This is a genomic window from Flavobacterium agrisoli (assembly GCF_016522065.1).
GTDB classification, from domain to species: Bacteria; Bacteroidota; Bacteroidia; order Flavobacteriales; family Flavobacteriaceae; genus Flavobacterium; species Flavobacterium agrisoli.
Genome location: NZ_JAEHFV010000001.1, coordinates 923502 through 941366, shown reverse-complemented (window position 1 = coordinate 941366; position 17865 = coordinate 923502). Strand labels below are relative to the sequence as shown.

Sequence of the window (17865 nt, the reverse complement as noted above, 5' to 3'; positions counted from 1 at the left end):
TATACTGAACCTTTTTTTATGTGAGCATTTCAATTATTTTTTCTTGTAATATTTTCGGTATTTTGGGTAGGTTAGGGCACCAATTACAGCCATTGTTCCTAAGGTATAGTAAATCCAATTTAACGATTTTGCTTCACCACTTGCGTACGAATGCAATCCAACTAAATGAAAGTTAACGCCATAGTAAGTAAATAAAATCGATACAAAAGCAAACATACTCATGAGGTTAAAAAACCATTTGCCTCGTAAAGCCGGAACAAATCGGGCGTGAATAACAAAGGCATAAACCATAATACTAATTAAAGCCCAGGTTTCTTTAGGATCCCATCCCCAATAACGTCCCCAACTTTCATTGGCCCATTGTCCTCCTAAAAAGTTTCCAATAGATAGCATGACCAAGCCAATGGTTAAGGCCATTTCGTTAATGTAGCTTATTTCTTTAATGTGTAAATCCATTTTGGCTTTATTTTTTGAATTGGTAAACCCAATTAATAACAAAGCGACAAAACCTAAAATCATTCCAAGTGTAAATGGTCCATAACTAGCCACAATAACCGCAACGTGAATCATTAACCAATAGGAGTTTAAAACCGGTTGTAAATTGGCTATTTCGGGATCAATCCAGTTTAGATTCGCAGCGAAAAAAATCATGGAGGTAACAAATGCTGATGAAGCAACTGTAAGTTTTGATTTTCTATTGAATGCTAAACCGAAAAACATGGTTGACCAAGCTACATATACAATAGATTCGTAGGCATTACTCCAAGGCGCATGACCCGAAATATACCAGCGTGCAATTAAATCAATAGTATGAATAACAAATATTAATCCTATTAAGATATGAAAACCATTTACTATTATGCGTAAAAACTTTTTATCAAAGAAAATATTAAATAATGTAAATATCAGCATCAAAATCCCTGAAATTGAATACCAATAAATCATTTTTGGTAAAATATCGAATGTATTGTAAGCGATCTCAAGATCAATTTTTTGTTCACTTGGTCGTACAGCAGCTCCAAATTTTTTCTGGAAACCATTAATACTTTCTACTAATTCATCGGCAGTTTTGTAATCTTTGGTTTTGGCAGCATTACTCAATGTCCCGAAATACAAGGGTAAAATTTGCTTGGTATAGGTTGCATCCATTCCTTTTAAACCGGCCTCATTCAATTCTAAATACGAAATCCATTTGTTGTTAGGGTCGTTTGGAATCGGGAAAATTTTCAATATTCTGCCGCTTAAAGCCGATTCCATTAAATTGACTTTTTTATCGGTTTCGATAAAGTCACTCTCAAATTTGTTTGGATTTGCACTTTTATATGCGTCTTCCAAGTATTTAGATAATTTGTAATTTCCTTTTTCATCAAAAAAAGATACAAAAGGAGCGAATTGATCTGCTTTATTAATACCAATAATTTTACGAATACTATCATTCCCTCGCGGAATGTAAATAATAGGAATTTCAATCCAAACTTGCGCATATTGTGTCATCGAAAGCAATACTTGATCCGCATTCATCCCTTTGTACGTATCGTTGTGACTTACTTTACGCAACAATTCTGACGAAAAAGTATTAATCGGTTTCATTCTCCCACCAGCATCCTGAATGATTAAACGGCCAAATTTAGCAGCATGTGATTCGGGTGCTTTGTACACGTTTAGTAAAGAATCTATTTGCGTAAGTGTTGGTTTTTTTGCGGTTGTATGTACATGTCCTGTTTCTGTATGTTCATGTTCATGTTCATGATTGTGAACGCTATCTACCGCTTGGTGTTCGTGTGTATGATCGTGTTCGGGCTGGGTTTGCGCAAAAGAGGTAAGACTACAAAAAAGCACCAAAAGCACCAAAAGGCTTGATTTTTTTTGATTCACTTTATTTAATTTTCTTTTTAAATCGCTAAAACGAGAAGATTTGGTAAATAAAATTCCAAGTAACCCAATGTACAATAAGGTGTAACCAAAATACGTAATGTTAGTACCCCAAAAATCGTGATTTACAGAAAGAACCGTTCCTTTTTCATCCGGATCAAATGAAGATTGAAAAAAGCGGTACCCTTTGTGATCCAATACGTTGTTCATATATATTCGAGCATCAAAAGTATCTTCTGGATCTTCGACAGTTACTTTGCTTTCAAACGAAGAATAACTTTTTTCGGTTCCAGGGTATTTTTGGGCGATAAAATCGTTTAATCGAATTTTAAAAGGCAACTCGAAAACTTTACTTCCATAAAAAAGCGAATATTCAATAGTTCCTATTTTCACGGTTTCAACATCTCCCATTCGGCCTTTAGAGCCTAAAAGGGCAATTTCTTTTTCTTTTCCGTTTTCTTTGAGTTTTACAATTAAAGCATCGGTATGGTTTTTTGCTTTATAGTCGTTATCCGATTCGTATGTTACCACTCCTTTAATAGCAGGATCTGGAAAAACTACCCGCATATCGCCAATGCTATAAAGTGAACGCATCATTAACGGTTGAACGACATCTTTATCCACTTTTCCTTGAAGTTTGTCGGCCATTCGCATAAAATTTCCTTCAAAAGGAGTCTGAATGGTATATTCTTTTCCAGTAGTGGTAATGTTAATAGCACCGTCGGTTGGTTTGTTTAAAGCAAATAAAACGTTATGAATACTTTGTACTTCGCCTTCTTTTAAGAAATGCTCCTCGCGACCATGATCACCTGCTTCAACGAGTTTTAAATATAAAATGCCGTTAGCATCGGGTTTAATTTTTTCTTTGGCACCCATTATAAAATTAACGTATTCCACTTCAAATGGTGTTTCGGCAAATTGTCCCGAGATACTAAAATCATTATTGGCAACCGGAGATAAAAGTAAAGGTTCTTCAAAAACACGACGTTTCATTTCGCCTTTGTATTCGCCATCGGCATAAATGCTTAAAAAGGTTTTATCCGAATAAAAACGATTTTCCGAAGCGCCTTCACGAATGGGCATCACGCCTTCGTAGCTAATGTATCGGGTAATAAAAGCGCCTAAAAGAATAAAAATAAAAGCTAAGTGTAATAAAAGAGTAGCCCATTTTTCTTTTTTATGCAATTGATATCTTTTAATATTTCCAAAAAAGTTAATTAAGAAAAATACCATGATAGCTTCAAACCACCACGAATTGTAAATCCAAATTCGAGCCGTATCGGTATTGTATTTACTTTCAACAAAAGTTCCAATTCCCATTGCCAAAGCAAATGTTAAAAAAAGAACGGCCATTAATCGAGTAGAGAACAAAAAGGAGAATATTTTTTTATCCATTATATTGGGATTTCTGTGTATAAAAAGTGGCACAAAAGTACTTAAAATTGTTGAGTGCAGGATTCGCGTATTTGTTAATTAAATCCAAAAATAAAATCTTATAAAATAAATACCGTTTCAGTCTAAAGTCCCTATTTTTGAAGCAATGTAGGGCTAGTGTAGGTATACTTTAAAAAAAACTATAATTTTGCGAAATGATTAAAATTGTCATTATTGGTTCTGGAAATGTGGCACAACATGTAATAACGGCTTTCGAAAAAAATGAAACTGTATCGCTTGTGCAAGTATATGCAAGACAAGAAAACACCAAAATATCTGGAATAGATACCTATCGAATGGTGTATGATTTAGCGTCTTTACGTGAAGCCGATTTGTATATTTTAGCCGTCTCGGATGATGCTATTGCAGCAGTTTCTGAGCAATTGCCTTTTATTAATAGATTAGTGGTGCATACCTCGGGAACGGCGTCTATAACTGCTATTAACGACAAAAATAGGAGAGGTGTTTTTTATCCGTTACAGACATTTACCAAAAACAAACCAGTTGATTTTTCACAAATCCCGATTTGTTTAGAGGCCGAAAACAGTACCGATTTTAGGGTAATTGATACGGTAGCCAAAAGTATTTCGGAGTCGGTTTATCCAATAAATTCGGCACAACGAAAAGCCCTGCATGTTGCCGCTGTTTTTGTGAATAATTTTACCAATCATTTGTTTCAAATTGGCGAAGAAATTTGTCGCGAACATCAGGTTCCTTTCGAAGTTTTAAAACCGTTAATCAAAGAAACCGTTGCAAAAATCAACGATTTAAGTCCGATGCAGGCACAAACCGGACCGGCTAAACGAAATGATCAAACTACCATTCAATCGCATTTGCATTATTTAACCGATGACAATCAAAAAAATATTTACAAAATTCTAACCCAATCAATACTTGAAAATGGAAAAAAGCTATAAAGAAATAATGAACGATATTACCACCTTTATTTTTGATGTGGATGGCGTTTTAACCGACGGAACCGTATTTGTTAACACTCAAGGCGAAATGTTACGTACCATGAGTACGCGCGACGGTTATGCCATGAAAGCGGCGGTAGATGCAGGTTACAACGTGTGTATTATTTCTGGCGGAAGTAATGAAGGAGTACGAGTTCGTTTGCGCTATTTAGGTATTACCGATATTCATTTGGGTGTGGCCAGTAAAATTGAAACGTTTGACGAGTACACCGATATTTATAATATTAAACCCGAACAAGTTTTGTACATGGGAGATGATATTCCGGATTTTCAAGTCATGTCATTGGTGGGTTTGCCCGCTTGTCCGCAAGATGCATGCCCTGAGATTAAAGGTATTTCGCGCTATATTTCGCATGTAAAAGGAGGTAAAGGTGCCGTTCGTGATGTGATTGAGCAAGTAATGAAAGTGCAAGGCAAATGGATGGAAAGTTTTAACGGCAAACACAACTAAATGGATTTTATATCCTAATAAAAAGGCTTTTTCTACAGTAAACTTAAATTTGAATTTTTCCCCAAAATGAAATACTTACAATTGGTTCGTTACCAAAATTTACTCTTGTTGGCCTTTATGCAATTGGTTTTTCGATTTGGATTTATGGCTTATCAAAATTCGCCTTTAGCATTAAGTGATTTTAATTATATTTTGCTGGTAATTAGTACCGTTTTAATCGCAGCTGCGGGTTACGTAATTAATAATATTTTTGATCAAGAGTCGGATACTATTAACAAACCTCAAAATGTCGTGGTAGGAAAATCAATTACCGAAGCTGCTGCCTATAATATTTATTTTGTATTAAATATTTCGGGTGTAGCTCTGGGTTTTTATTTGGCTAATATAATCGGGAAACCAAGTTTGGCTTCTTTATTTATTTTGGTAGCTGCAGCGCTTTATTTTTATGCCACCACTTTAAAACAAATTCTGATTGTTGGAAATATAGTTGTAGCTTCTTTACTAGCATTTAGTGTGATAATTATTGGTGTTTTCGATTTGTATCCGGTGACCAACATCATCAATCAATTGCAAATGAAAAGTCTGTTTTCTATTTTAATGGACTTTGCCTTTTTTGCCTTTTTGATTAATTTTTTACGCGAAATTGTCAAAGATATGGAAGATGTAAAGGGCGATTATAACCAAGGTTTGCAAACATTACCTATCATTATTGGAATTTCTAGAACGGCCAAACTTGTTTTTTTGGTTGCACTTGTTCCTTTTTTATTGTTACTATTTTATATTAAAGATTATTTTGTAGCCAATAATTTGTTCCTAGTAGCCATCTATGCTTTTGTATGCATTTTAGCGCCTTTATTGTATTTTATGGTCAAAATTTGTGTTGCCAAAACCACATCTGATTTTCATCATTTGAGCACAGTTTTAAAATGGATTATCTTTTTTGGAATTTTGGGAGTTTTAGTTATTTCGTACAATTCAAATCTAAAATATTATGCTTAAAGAAAAATTAGCTTCATACAATCTTATTTTAGCTTCGGGTTCGCCAAGAAGGCAACAGTTTTTTAAAGATTTAGATTTGGATTTTGAAATTCGAGTTAAAGAAGTAGACGAAATTTATCCCGACAATTTGAAAGCAGAAGAAATCACCCATTTTTTAGCCGAATTAAAAGCGGCTGCTTTTGAAGGACAATTAGCGTCAAATGATATTTTAATTACCAGTGACACTATCGTTTGGCATCAAAATAAAGCATTAGGAAAGCCCAAAGATAAAGCAGATGCTTTTACTATTTTAAAATCATTATCAAATAGTACACATCAAGTTATAACTTCGGTTTGTTTTAAAACGGCTCAAAAAAGTACCCTTATTTCAGATGTTACCAAAGTTACTTTTAGCGAACTTTCGGATGAAGCCATAGCATATTATCTAGAAAAATACCAACCTTTTGATAAAGCCGGTTCTTACGGAATTCAGGAATGGATTGGCTTTGTGGCAGTAACCAAAATAGAAGGTTCTTATACCAATGTAATGGGGTTGCCCACAGCTAAAGTTTTTGATTTTTTGAGTAATTTAGAATAAAAAAATGAATGACATGTTTGTATTTAATAATTATTTTAAAGAGATATTTACTTCAGTCATAGTCGTGATTCTGCTTTTTTTGCTCAGAATGTTCTTTGCAAAATTGGTTCGGAATTATGCGAAAAATAATCAAAGTATCGAACACCGTACCAATTTGGTAATAAAATACATTAGCATTTTATTGAATATCATCGCGGTAATTAGTTTAATAATTATTTGGGGAGTCGAAACGAAAGATATCTTTTTTACGGTATCTTCTTTAGCCACCGTAATTGGTGTTGCCATGATCGCGCAATGGTCTATTTTGAGTAATATTACTGCAGGTGTGATTTTGTTTTTTTCTTTTCCTTTTAAAATTGGCGATACTATTCGCATTCATGATAAAGATTTTCCAATAGAAGCTGAAATTATCGACATCAATGCTTTTCATCTTAATTTAAGAACGAAAGAAGGAGAACGAATTGTCTATCCAAATAATTTAATTCTGCAAAAAGGAATTTCTATAATTGATTCGCATACTTCTCCTCATGAATTTTTCGATTAATATTCTTTTTTAGGAAAAAAAAGAGGTTTTTTAATTATTTGAAAATAAATAGTTTGCTTCTTTTTTTTCTTGTTTTTTTGACTTTAAAAGAGGTTTTTAAATTTTGTTTCTGATTTTTTGGCACGATATGTGGATTTTGACAATCAAATCCAAATCTTAAAAATTAGAAAGTATGAAAACGTTACAATTAACGACCGCTTTAGGAGTTTTATTATTTGCTGCTTCTAGTATGCAAGCACAAGTTTCTGTTAATGTAAATATTGGCACACCTCCTGTTTGGGGACCTGCCGTTAGTGCCAATGTCGATTATTATTTTTTACCCGATATTGATGTGTATTACGATATCAGACAGACACAATATGTTTATTTAAACCAAGGAAGATGGATACGTTCGCGTAACTTACCAGTAGTTTACAAAAACTACGATTTACGTAGAGGACGTACCGTAGTTATTAATGATTATCATGGTAGAACACCATATATTTATCATGATAAACACATGAGCAAATACCATAAAGATTACGGTAAAAGAAAAAATTATTATGCTTATAACGACCATCATGATCATCATGATCATCATGATAATCATAGAGATTATGATAAAAAAGGAAAAGGTCATGACAAACACAAACATTAAAAAGCAAAAGAGTACTGTAATAAGTGCTCTTTTTTTATGAATATACTCGGTGTAAGTATTATATAAAAAACAACTTGAATCCTGTAATTTAATTTCGTTATAATTAAAGAAATTTGAAGTAAGAAAACCTAATCCTAGCCATAAAATTTCACCTAATATGACGACTAACTATACTCCGCCGCTTTATATAAAAATTGCCTCTATTTTCATTACTTTATTAAGCATTGGTTTGATTTTTTTTATCGGAAGAAATGTGCTTAAACCAGTACTGTTAGCTTTTTTGTTTGCGGTTCTTTTGTTACCTATTCATAGTTTTTTACGTAAGAAATTGAAGCTATATAATACATTAGCATCCTTAATTTCGGTGTTGTTTTTTGTTGCAGTTGTTATAGGAATATTGACATTTATTTCTTTTCAAATAAGTGCTATTTCGAGTGATTTTGATATTATTCAGAAAAATTTTAATTCTTTTTTATACGAATGCCATAAATTCATCAAAGAGCATTTTAAAGTGAGCATTTGGGAGCAAAAAAAATATTTAGAAGATGTAACGAAAGACTCTGTCAAAAAAGGAAACGAAAGCATCGGAACCATGCTAGTTTCGGTAACCGACGTATTACTTGACAGTACTTTAATTCCCATTTACACTTTTTTATTTTTATTGTATAAAGATCATTTTATCTTGTTTTTATCGAAGTTGTTTAAAAAAGAAAACCACGCAAAACTCAAAGAGATTTTGTGTCAGATAAAAATTTCAATCAACAATTATATCTTAGGATTGCTGCTAGAAATGGTTGCCGTATCGGTTTTAACCAGTGCAGGACTTTATTTTATTGGAATAAAGTATTTTATTTTGTTGGGACTAATAACGGGTATTTTAAACATGATTCCGTATATTGGAATTGTAATTGCAGGTGTTTTAACCGTCATTGCTTCGTTATCAGGAACACCCCAAATGAGTGTTTTAATCGGTATTTTAGTGGTCAATATTGTGGTTCAACTTTTGGATAATAATATTTTGGTGCCTTTAATTATCAATTCTAAAGTCGAAATCAATGCATTAGTTTCCATTATCGGAATTATTGTGGGTGGGGCTACAGCCGGAATTGCGGGTATGTTTTTAGCTATTCCATTATTGGCTATTCTGAAAATTATTTTTGATCGTTTGGATGGATTTGAACCTTGGGGGTATTTAATGGGAAATCATTTGCCTAAAAAATTTATTTGGAAGATTAAATCCAATAAAAATGTAGAAGGGAATGTTTAAAAAAACAATCAAATTTGGTAATTTTAAAAGGTACACTTTCTTAAATCTCTATGCAGCATGCCTACGTTTTTTAAAATAGTTCTTTTGCTGATTGGATTTTGTATCTCGGATATTGCTTGTGCGCAAGTACCACAATCGAAAAAAGACAGTACTGATTTATATCAAAATATTAAAAATTACTCGCAACGAAATAAGTTTACCAAACTCATGCACAAACTCATGTTTCGTTCGGCTAAACCAAAAAAAATGCCAGAAGCGGTAATTCATCACGAAAATTCGTTAGAAGCTGAAGGAAAAATTATTCGAAATATAAACATTATTACCTTAGATCCTTTTGGGAATTCTATTTCAGATACCACTAGAAAACCTCGAAATTGGGGAGAACGAACCGGAAATAGATTGCATTTAAAAACCAAGCAACTCGCTATAAAAAACTTGTTGTTGTTTAAAAAAAACACACCTTATGACGGTTTTAAAATAAAAGAATCCGAACGTATTCTTCGTACCCAAAAATACATTCGAAGTGCCTTGATTACAGAAGAAATTTTATCGCAAAATAATGATTCGGTTGATGTTACAGTTCGTGTTTTGGACTCTTGGAGTTTGCTTCCTAAATTTTCTGCTTCTTCCTCTAGGGTAACGGTTGGTTTTGATGAGCGAAATGTTTTTGGAATAGGACATCAACTCAAATACAAATTTACAAACCGTTTTGATGATGGGAAAAATGCTAATGATGTGTCGTATTTTGTCCCCAACATTAAAAATACTTTTGTCAATACTGGACTATATTACAAAAACGATTTGAATAATTATTACAGTAAAGGAATCAGTATAAACCGTCCCTTTTATTCGCCATTAGCAAAATGGGGTGGGGGAATCGATTTAAAACAAGATTTTCGCCGGGATAGTTTGCAAGGACCTGATTTCTCGTATGAAATGCAAAATTTTAAGTACAACAGCCAAGATTATTGGTTGGGTCATGCTTTCCGATTATTTAAAAACCAGATTAATTTAGACAGAACAACTAATTTGATTGTTTCTGGGCGCTATTTGGATATTGATTATTTAGAAAGCCCTACTCTAGATTATGATCCAATTGATTTTTTTTCGAATGAAAAGCAAATTTTAGTTGCAGTAGGCGTAAACACGCAACAATTCGTGAAGGATAGTTACATTTTTAGATACGGAATTACTGAGGATATTCCTACTGGAAGAACTTTTTCTATTACTGGCGGATACCAGCATAAAAATAATATTTGGCGACCTTATATAGGGACCGAATTGTCTTATGGTAATTATTTTAATTACGGGTATTTTAGCACCAGTTTCCAGGCAGGAACCTATTTTTATGAGGGGAAAACATACCAAACAGCTTTTAATTTAGAACTGAATTATTTTACCAATTTGCTAGAATTAGGTTCTTGGAAATTGAGACAATTTGTAAAACCCGAATTGATAATTGGTGTAAACCGACAAAATTCTATTGGCGATATGCTCAATTTGAATGATGACAATGGTTTGCCAGCTTTTGATACCGCGATTTATGGAACTAGTAAAATGATGCTGACATTACAAACCCAAACCTATTCACCCAAAGAATTGTGGGGTTTTCGTTTAAATCCCTATTTCAATTGCTCGGTTGGAATTTTAGGCGATGATAAACGCAGCATTATGAAAGGTAAAGTGTTTTCTAAATTGAGTTTAGGCTTATTAATTAATAATGATTATTTGGTTTTTAGTTCCTTTCAACTTTCTATTTCGTATTATCCTTCGGTTCCTTATGAAGGCGGAAGCAATTTTAAAACGAACGCTTTTGAAACCACCGATTTTAGTTTTCCAAATTTTGCACTCAACAAACCCCAAACAGTCGATTATAATTAATTGGCGACCATAAACTGCGAATCGTATAAATTTTTATAATATCCGTCAACTTTGGTTAAAAGCTCTTGGTGATTGCCTTCTTCTACAATTTTCCCTTTATCCATTACGATGATTTTATCCGCATTGACAATAGTCGCCAAGCGATGAGCAATTACGATAGAAGTTCGTCCTTGTGTGATGGTTTCGGTGGCGCGTTGCATCAATTCTTCAGAATAGGTATCAACCGAAGAAGTGGCTTCATCTAAAATTAAAATACTTGGATTGCTAACATATGAACGTAAAAAAGCAATTAATTGGCGTTGCCCCGAAGATAACATTACACCACGTTCTTTCACATCAAAATCATAATCGCCAGGAAGTGTCATTATAAAATCATGAACACCAATTTCTTTTGCCGCTCTTATAACTTGGTCTTTTGAAATTTCGGGATTATTAAGTGTAATGTTATTAAAAATGGTATCGGCAAATAAAAATACATCTTGTAAAACCACCGCAATTTGTTTGCGTAAAGAGGCCAAAGTATAATTTTCGATGTTTTCGTTGTCAATAAAAATGGTTCCCGAATTTATTTCGTAAAAACGATTCAGCAAATTGATAATAGTTGATTTCCCTGCTCCGGTTGACCCTACAATCGCCACAGTTTGACCAGCCTCAACCGATAAATCGATGCCTTTTATCACTTCTTCTTCGGGGATATAACCAAAGTGAACATCTTTAAAATCGATTTTTCCTTCAAAAATGGGAGCTTCAATTTTTCCAGTATCCTGAATTTGGTCTTGGGTATCAATAATATCAAAAACACGATTGGCTGCAATCATTCCGAGTTGCATTTCGTTGAATTTATCTGCAATTTGACGCAATGGGTTAAACAACATCGAAATGAACATTGTATACGAAAACAAATCACCAAAAGTGGTAAATTGATCGCCATTTAAAATGCGCATTCCGCCATATAACACCACGCATCCAAGCGTTAATGACGAAATAATATCGGCAATAGGAAAGAAAATGGAGTTGTATAAAATGGTTTTAATCCAAGCTGTTTTGTGTTTATGATTTATTTCTTTGAATTTTTCGTATTCAATTTTTTCGCGATTAAAAAGTTGTACAATTTTCATCCCCGTTACACGCTCTTGCACAAACGAATTCATATTGGCAATTTGCGTGCGTACTTCTTCAAAAGCAACTTGCATTTTTCGTTGGAAAATACGGGTAATAAAAACCAAAACAGGCATGGCTACAATCACAATCCAAGTCAGTTTCCAGTTCATGTAAAACATAAAAATGAGTACTACAACCATTTTCATCAAATCGCTTATGATCATAAACAAACCTTGACTAAAAATGCGCGCAATAGCTTCAATATCCGAAACCGATCGGGTAACCAATTGTCCTACCGGAACCAAATCAAAATATTTCATTCGAAAGCTTAAAATATGTTTGAAAAGTTTGGTTCGAATGTCTTTTACAATATCTTGTCCCAGCCAATTGGCCCAGTATACAAAATAAAATTGCGAAAAAACTTCGGCCAATAACACCATTCCCATTAAAACTACATACAACAAAAGCCCTTGTTTATCTTGAGTTTGAATGTAACTGTCTACGGTCTGTTTTAATAAATACGGACGAAGGGCGGCAAAAATAGAAAGCGAAATGGCAAACACAATTACACCGTTAAAACGCCAACGATAAGGCTTTGTATAGGTTAAAATCCGCTTAAATAATCGGGTATCAAATGCTTTTGCTTTCATTGTTTTTTAATCAGGTTCAGGAGCTGTTTCCTGCTTTTCGCTACAAGTTTTCCTCAAAAATACGCTTTTGTTTTGTTTTTCTCAAGGCTTCCGTTGGTCGCCTTGCAAAAAACACAAAATCAGTATTTTTTTCACAAAAGCTTTTCGCTGCAATCAGGGCTAGGGTTCAGGTTATCGTATTCAATTTCGGTTAAATATAAGCCGTGAGCAGGAACCGAAAAACCTGCTTTTTCTCTATTTTTACTAGCAATAATGGCTTCAAAATCGGCTAAATTTATTTTACGTAAGCCAATATTGATTAGGGTACCCACAATGGCACGAACCATGTTTCGCAAAAAGCGATTGGCCGAAATAGTAAAAATTAATTTTTCACCTTCTTGCTTCCAATATGCTTCAAAAATAGTGCAATCAAAAGTGTTTACATCGGTATTCACTTTTGAAAAACATTGAAAATCGGTGTGTTGTAATAAAATTTGAGCCGCTTTGTTCATCAACTCCACATCCAACGGCTGACTAAAATACCAGCTTAATTGGTCTATAAACGGATTTTTGAGCGTATGAATGTGGTATTCATAAGTCCGTTTTGTAGCATCAAAGCGGCAATGCGCTTCTAGACTTACTTCAAAAAAATGATGTACTGCTATATCTTTAGGTAAAAAAGAATTGATTTTGTATACTAAAAGAGCTTTGTTTATATGTTTCTCGTAATCAAAATGAGCAAACATTTTTCGGGCATGAACACCTGTATCTGTGCGTCCTGCTCCCATTAAAATAATATCGGTAGCTAGTAAAACAGAAAGTGCTTTTTGTAATGTTTCTTGCACCGAGCTGGCATTAGGCTGTATTTGCCAACCGTGATAATGCGTGCCATTGTATGCAAATTGTATAAAATATCTCAATTTTTTGCTTAAATAAAGTGTGGGTGCAAAGGTACAAAGTTTTCTTTTGAACTATTACTCATAAAAGGGTAGTATCTTAGCTTTTTTATAAAATCAAAAAGAATACCCATTGAAAAAAATTTTGCTTCTTTCGGACACCCATAGTCATCTTGATGATGTTATTTTGAAATACGTTGGCCAAGCCGATGAAGTTTGGCATGCTGGCGATATTGGCGATTTGCACGTAACCGATACTATTAAAAAACACAAACCTTTACGAGCAGTTTACGGCAATATTGATGACGCAAAAGCAAGAACCGAATTCCCGCTGAACAACCGATTTATTTGCGAAAATGTTTCGGTATTAATAACGCATATTGGGGGATATCCCGGGAAATACAATCCTAAAATTAAAGCCGAATTGTTAGCTAATCCGCCACAATTGTTTATTTGTGGCCATTCTCATATTTTAAAAGTACAATTTGATAAAAGAATCAATTGTTTGCACATGAATCCTGGAGCTGCAGGAAAAAGTGGTTTTCATAAAGTAAGAACCATGTTGCGATTTGTAATCGATGCCGATAAAATTAAAGATTTAGAAATTATTGAATTGGAACAACGAGCTTAATTTAATATAAAATCGGAATTCGCATTTTGACAGAAGTTCCGTAATTTATTTTAGAATTGACTTTAAAATCGCCATCTAAATTTTTAATTCGAGCGCGAATTTGATTGAGTCCAAAACCTTCTATGTTTACTTTTTTCGAATCGAATCCCTTGCCATTATCATGCACATGAAAAAGCAATTCGTGGTTGCCTAAATTGATTGATACCTGTGCTTTTGTTGCTTTACTGTGTTTGTTGATGTTGTTTAAAAGTTCAGAAATGATAAAATAAACCCGCATTTCGAATTTAGAATTGTATCGAGTATTAGTCGGAATTGTACTCAAATATTCATAATGAATTTTAGAATTTGAATTTTTTTCACATAAATCTTCGATGGCATAAAAAAGTCCAAAACGAACTAATAAAGTAGGAAGCAATTCGTGGGATAAATCCCGAACACGATCGTGTGCTTCATCGATAATAGCTGCCGTTTTTGTAATTTCTTCGGGTATATTTTCTATTTCAGAGTGCACGGTTTTTAAGTGCATTCCAGCCGAAGAAAGCATCGCACTAATGTTATCATGCAAAAAAGCCGCTATCCGAATGCGTTCTCTTTCTTGCCCATCAATACTAGCGTTTATGAGGTTATCCTGAATTTTACGTTGAACATCTTTTAACTTATTATTTTGTTTCAGTTTGGTGTTCTGAAAAAAGAAATAAAACAAAATCACAAAAACAACAAAAAGTGACACCATGATACCAATAACCCTTTTGTTTCTGGATTTTTCGTATTTTAATAATTGCTCTTTGTCGCGGTAAAGGGTTTCTATTTTTTCTAATTCACGTTTGTATTCATCTAATTCAAGATTGATTCCGGTTATATTAATTTTATTTTGTTTTTCTTCAGAAGTTATCTTTTGATTTAAACTATCATATTTAGTTAAATAAATATACGCCTGATCTGCTTGTTGGTTTTTAAATAGATATTTAGAATATTCTTGATAAATGTATTTTAAATCGGTACTTTCATTTTGGTTTATTGCTTGATTAATAGCATTTTCAAAATTACTTTTTGCAGCAACCGTATCATTAATATAGGTATAATACATACCATTAAGCAATTGCAAAATTGTAAGCGATTCATCATCGCCATATTTTGTTTGATTTTTATTAGAGAATTTTAAATAAGGGAATCCTTTTTGAAATTCATTAATGTCAAAGTAAGCCCAAGTAATGTTCATTTCCGTTGAAAGGATTTGTACAGAATCCTTTGCTATAGCACTAAATCGGAGCGATTTTTTGTAATAATCAATTCCTTTGCTATAATTTTTTTTATCAAAACAATAGATATTACCAAGGTTGTTATAAATCTGTTTTAAAAGGTTTGGGTTATTGGTTTTTTCCGCATAGATCAATCCTTTGCTGTAGTAATAAAGAGCTTTATTCGATTCAGATAATTCATCAAAATTGGCTGCTATTATATTGTAATTTTGAGCAATTAAATTATTATCGTCTAAAATTATAGATTGCTCGAGTGCTTCGCGAGCTTGAACTAAAGATTTTTCATATTTATTTTCACATAAATTTGCTACAGCTTGCTTAGATAATTTAGTGATGTATTCTTTAGAATTTTTTTTGTTTTGTGGGTAAGTTAAAAATGGAATGATAACACAACACAGCAGTTTAAATATTTTGATTTTTGATTTCATTAATTATTTTAAACGTTTTTATGTAGGTTTTTTGTGTAATTGTATTGTTAGCTATTAAAGAACTAGAAACATGAAAAAAGCAGTTTTAGTAATGACAGTAATTTTAATTGGTTTCGCTTTTCAATCCCATACAATTAAAAAAGAAAAAAAGGCAACTCTCGATCAACTTAGTGATAAAGAGGTAAGCCAGATGCAAGATCGAAAAAATCTTAATTCAATAATTTTTTCACAACTCCTTGTAATAATCAACCACAAGGAGTTTTTTAATTGTCTTTGATCAAATTATTTTTGATAGCGTATTTTACCAAGCCAATAGTATTTTTTGTTTTTAATTTTTTCATAATATTTTTGCGATGTGTTTCAACAGTATTAGTACTAATAAACAGTTGCTCGCTAATTTCTTTACCGCTGTATTCTAGTGAAATTAAGGTTACAATTTCGAGTTCTCGTGTGGTAAGTAATTCGTGTTTTTGTGGTTCAAAAGCATTTAATTTTGGATTGTTTTTGCTAAACGTATCAAAAATTTTAGAACGAACATCTTTGCAAAAATACTCTTCTCCTTCATTTACCGTTTCAATTGCTTCCAAAATATTTTCGCCAGCACATTTTTTGGTTAAATAACCGCTTGCACCTAAATTCATGACTTCTTTGATTATTTTAAGATCATCATAACTCGATAAAACAATCACCCGACAAGGAAATCCTTTCTGCTGGAATTCTTTTAAAACAGCAATACCGTCTTTTTGAGGCATACTAATATCCAACACCAAAATAGAGCTTTGATTATCCAGCACTTCCTCGTAAATGTTGTTACCATCGAGAGAGGTTCCTACCACTTCGTAGTGTTTTACGGTATGTATAAGCCTGCTTAGTCCGTCTAGTAAAACCTGATGATCGTCGGCAAGATGAATTCGTATTTTTTCTGTCATAATTTATTTAAACGAAATAGTAAAAGGATTATTATTTACAGCTAGTTACGTTTGAAAAAAACACAACATTCTGTAACCAAAAGTAAAAATAATCATATTTTTTTAATAAAATTTAAACAAAACAAAAAAACACATTAATTACCAATTGTGTGAATCTGTATCTGTTGAACAGAATTTTAATATAAGGTCTTGCTTTTAAATTGAAATTAAAGCGATACGAATAAACTTTTCATTATGTTACTCAACGAAATAGTTTTAAATTTGCGTTGTATAAAACGAAAATATTTCAAATGAGCAATACAATCACCACTACTAATTTTAATTTTCCAAATCAAAAATCGGTTTATCGCGGTAAAGTCCGTGAGGTCTATAACATAAACGATGATCTTTTGGTTATGATAGCTACAGATAGACTTTCGGCTTTTGATGTAGTTTTACCAAAAGGAATTCCGTATAAAGGGCAAATTTTAAATCAAATTGCTACCAAATTCATGGAGCTTACGCGGGATATTGTACCCAATTGGTTAATTGCAACTCCAGATCCTAGTGTAGCCGTTGGTCATTTGTGTACACCTTTTAAGGTTGAAATGGTAATTAGAGGTTATTTATCTGGTCATGCCTATCGCGAATATGCTTCAGGAAAAAGAATAATTTGTGGTGTAACAATGCCCGAAGGTTTAAAAGAAAACGACCGTTTTCCGGAGCCGATTATTACGCCTACAACAAAAGCAGATAATGGCGAACATGATGCAGATATTTCACGCGAAGCAATTTTGGCTAACGGAATCGTATCAGAAGAAGATTATTTGGTTTTAGAAAAATATACCAGAGCATTATTTGAAAGAGGTACCGAAATTGCAGCCAGCAAAGGTTTAATTTTGGTAGACACCAAATACGAATTTGGAAAAACAAAAGAAGGTAAAATTGTTTTAATTGACGAAATTCACACGCCCGATTCTTCTCGTTATTTTTATGCTGATGGGTACCAAGAAAGACAGGAAAAAGGAGAGGAGCAAAAACAACTTTCGAAAGAATTTGTAAGACGTTGGTTAATCGAAAATGGTTTTCAAGGTAAAGAAGGGCAACAAATTCCGGATATGACCGATGCTTATATCGAAACGGTTTCGGACAGATATATTGAGTTATATGAAAATATTATTGGCGAAAAATTTGAAAAAGCCGATATTGATAATATCGAAGAGCGAATTTATAACAATGTAGTAACGTATCTTGCTTCGAAATAATTCGTTATTGAGTTGATTTTAAAGTAATGTATAAAAATCAAAGTGGTAACAATGAAAATTAGAATTGTTAACTACTTTGATTTTTTATTTTAACACAACTTGAAAATGA

At 33.0% G+C, this 17865-nt stretch carries 15 protein-coding genes; 10 read left to right on the top strand and 5 right to left on the bottom strand.

All coding sequences use genetic code 11. The features are described from left to right. Window positions 1-33: 33 nt before the first annotated feature. Window positions 34-3267, bottom strand: a complete 3234-nt coding sequence (gene ccsA / locus I5M07_RS03985; RefSeq protein WP_200104899.1) for a cytochrome c biogenesis protein CcsA — start codon at window positions 3265-3267, stop codon at window positions 34-36. Between the two features lie 194 nt (window positions 3268-3461). Here ccsA and I5M07_RS03980 point away from each other — a divergent pair, with 194 nt between their 5' ends. From I5M07_RS03980 to I5M07_RS03945, 8 genes are all read left to right on the top strand, one after another. Beyond that, a complete protein-coding gene (locus tag I5M07_RS03980) occupies window positions 3462-4223 on the top strand; it encodes a Rossmann-like and DUF2520 domain-containing protein (protein ID WP_200104898.1) in 762 nt (253 codons plus the stop codon). Continuing rightward, entirely contained in the window at window positions 4207-4734 is a 528-nt protein-coding gene (locus tag I5M07_RS03975) for a KdsC family phosphatase (RefSeq protein WP_200104897.1), read from the top strand. Before I5M07_RS03980 ends, I5M07_RS03975 begins: the two co-directional genes overlap by 17 nt. Before the next feature lie 66 nt (window positions 4735-4800). Then, window positions 4801-5733 (top strand): geranylgeranylglycerol-phosphate geranylgeranyltransferase, encoded by a 933-nt coding sequence (locus I5M07_RS03970; protein WP_200104896.1) that lies wholly within the window; start codon window positions 4801-4803, stop codon window positions 5731-5733. Then, complete coding sequence (locus tag I5M07_RS03965) at window positions 5726-6310, top strand: Maf-like protein (RefSeq protein ID WP_200104895.1); 585 nt, start codon at window positions 5726-5728, stop codon at window positions 6308-6310. The genes I5M07_RS03970 and I5M07_RS03965 overlap by 8 nt, the downstream gene beginning before the upstream one ends. 13 nt (window positions 6311-6323) lie before the next feature. Further along, window positions 6324-6854 carry a mechanosensitive ion channel family protein gene (locus I5M07_RS03960; RefSeq protein WP_200104894.1) on the top strand — a complete coding sequence of 177 codons (531 nt, stop codon included), beginning with the start codon at window positions 6324-6326 and terminating at the stop codon, window positions 6852-6854. Window positions 6855-7026: 172 nt separating this feature from the next. Then, the gene (locus tag I5M07_RS03955; protein WP_200104893.1) at window positions 7027-7491 is read left to right on the top strand and encodes a hypothetical protein; all 465 of its coding nucleotides are present in this window, start codon (window positions 7027-7029) and stop codon (window positions 7489-7491) included. A 157-nt stretch (window positions 7492-7648) separates the two neighbouring features. Next, window positions 7649-8758, top strand: coding sequence for an AI-2E family transporter (locus tag I5M07_RS03950; RefSeq protein ID WP_200104892.1), 1110 nt, complete (start codon window positions 7649-7651; stop codon window positions 8756-8758). Window positions 8759-8815: 57 nt separating this feature from the next. Further along, a complete protein-coding gene (locus I5M07_RS03945) occupies window positions 8816-10639 on the top strand; it encodes a BamA/TamA family outer membrane protein (protein ID WP_200104891.1) in 1824 nt (607 codons plus the stop codon). On the opposite strand, the gene I5M07_RS03940 is transcribed toward I5M07_RS03945, so the two are convergent. Next, the gene (locus I5M07_RS03940; RefSeq protein ID WP_200104890.1) at window positions 10636-12390 is read right to left on the bottom strand and encodes an ABC transporter ATP-binding protein; all 1755 of its coding nucleotides are present in this window, start codon (window positions 12388-12390) and stop codon (window positions 10636-10638) included. The two genes, I5M07_RS03945 and I5M07_RS03940, sit on opposite strands and share 4 nt — an antisense overlap. A gap of 131 nt (window positions 12391-12521) precedes the next feature. Next, complete coding sequence (truA, locus tag I5M07_RS03935) at window positions 12522-13289, bottom strand: tRNA pseudouridine(38-40) synthase TruA (RefSeq protein ID WP_200104889.1); 768 nt, start codon at window positions 13287-13289, stop codon at window positions 12522-12524. Between the two features lie 109 nt (window positions 13290-13398). Here truA and I5M07_RS03930 point away from each other — a divergent pair, with 109 nt between their 5' ends. Next, window positions 13399-13896 carry a metallophosphoesterase family protein gene (locus I5M07_RS03930; protein WP_200104888.1) on the top strand — a complete coding sequence of 166 codons (498 nt, stop codon included), beginning with the start codon at window positions 13399-13401 and terminating at the stop codon, window positions 13894-13896. 1 nt (window position 13897) lies between these two features. Here the strand turns inward: I5M07_RS03930 and I5M07_RS03925 are convergent, their stop codons facing one another. Together I5M07_RS03925 and I5M07_RS03920 are read right to left on the bottom strand one after the other, a co-directional pair. After that, window positions 13898-15583, bottom strand: coding sequence for a tetratricopeptide repeat-containing sensor histidine kinase (locus tag I5M07_RS03925; protein ID WP_200104887.1), 1686 nt, complete (start codon window positions 15581-15583; stop codon window positions 13898-13900). 263 nt (window positions 15584-15846) lie between these two features. Then, window positions 15847-16512 (bottom strand): response regulator, encoded by a 666-nt coding sequence (locus I5M07_RS03920; protein ID WP_200104886.1) that lies wholly within the window; start codon window positions 16510-16512, stop codon window positions 15847-15849. A 290-nt stretch (window positions 16513-16802) separates the two neighbouring features. On the opposite strand from I5M07_RS03920, the gene I5M07_RS03915 reads away from it, so the two are divergent. Continuing rightward, the gene (locus I5M07_RS03915; RefSeq protein WP_200104885.1) at window positions 16803-17756 is read left to right on the top strand and encodes a phosphoribosylaminoimidazolesuccinocarboxamide synthase; all 954 of its coding nucleotides are present in this window, start codon (window positions 16803-16805) and stop codon (window positions 17754-17756) included. The last annotated feature ends 109 nt before the right edge of the window (window positions 17757-17865 follow it).

What these genes read in the sequence shown, in the direction of transcription:
- I5M07_RS03945 (WP_200104891.1), top strand. Translation starts at nt 8,816, where the DNA reads ATGCCTACGTTTTTTAAAATAGTTCTTTTGCTGATTGGATTTTGTATC.
- I5M07_RS03970 (WP_200104896.1), top strand. Translation starts at nt 4,801, where the DNA reads ATGAAATACTTACAATTGGTTCGTTACCAAAATTTACTCTTGTTGGCC.
- I5M07_RS03940 (WP_200104890.1), bottom strand. Translation starts at nt 12,390, where the DNA reads ATGAAAGCAAAAGCATTTGATACCCGATTATTTAAGCGGATTTTAACC.
- I5M07_RS03950 (WP_200104892.1), top strand. Translation starts at nt 7,649, where the DNA reads ATGACGACTAACTATACTCCGCCGCTTTATATAAAAATTGCCTCTATT.
- I5M07_RS03955 (WP_200104893.1), top strand. Translation starts at nt 7,027, where the DNA reads ATGAAAACGTTACAATTAACGACCGCTTTAGGAGTTTTATTATTTGCT.
- I5M07_RS03920 (WP_200104886.1), bottom strand. Translation starts at nt 16,512, where the DNA reads ATGACAGAAAAAATACGAATTCATCTTGCCGACGATCATCAGGTTTTA.
- ccsA (WP_200104899.1), bottom strand. Translation starts at nt 3,267, where the DNA reads ATGGATAAAAAAATATTCTCCTTTTTGTTCTCTACTCGATTAATGGCC.
- I5M07_RS03975 (WP_200104897.1), top strand. Translation starts at nt 4,207, where the DNA reads ATGGAAAAAAGCTATAAAGAAATAATGAACGATATTACCACCTTTATT.
- I5M07_RS03965 (WP_200104895.1), top strand. Translation starts at nt 5,726, where the DNA reads ATGCTTAAAGAAAAATTAGCTTCATACAATCTTATTTTAGCTTCGGGT.
- I5M07_RS03915 (WP_200104885.1), top strand. Translation starts at nt 16,803, where the DNA reads ATGAGCAATACAATCACCACTACTAATTTTAATTTTCCAAATCAAAAA.
- I5M07_RS03925 (WP_200104887.1), bottom strand. Translation starts at nt 15,583, where the DNA reads ATGAAATCAAAAATCAAAATATTTAAACTGCTGTGTTGTGTTATCATT.
- I5M07_RS03960 (WP_200104894.1), top strand. Translation starts at nt 6,324, where the DNA reads ATGTTTGTATTTAATAATTATTTTAAAGAGATATTTACTTCAGTCATA.
- I5M07_RS03980 (WP_200104898.1), top strand. Translation starts at nt 3,462, where the DNA reads ATGATTAAAATTGTCATTATTGGTTCTGGAAATGTGGCACAACATGTA.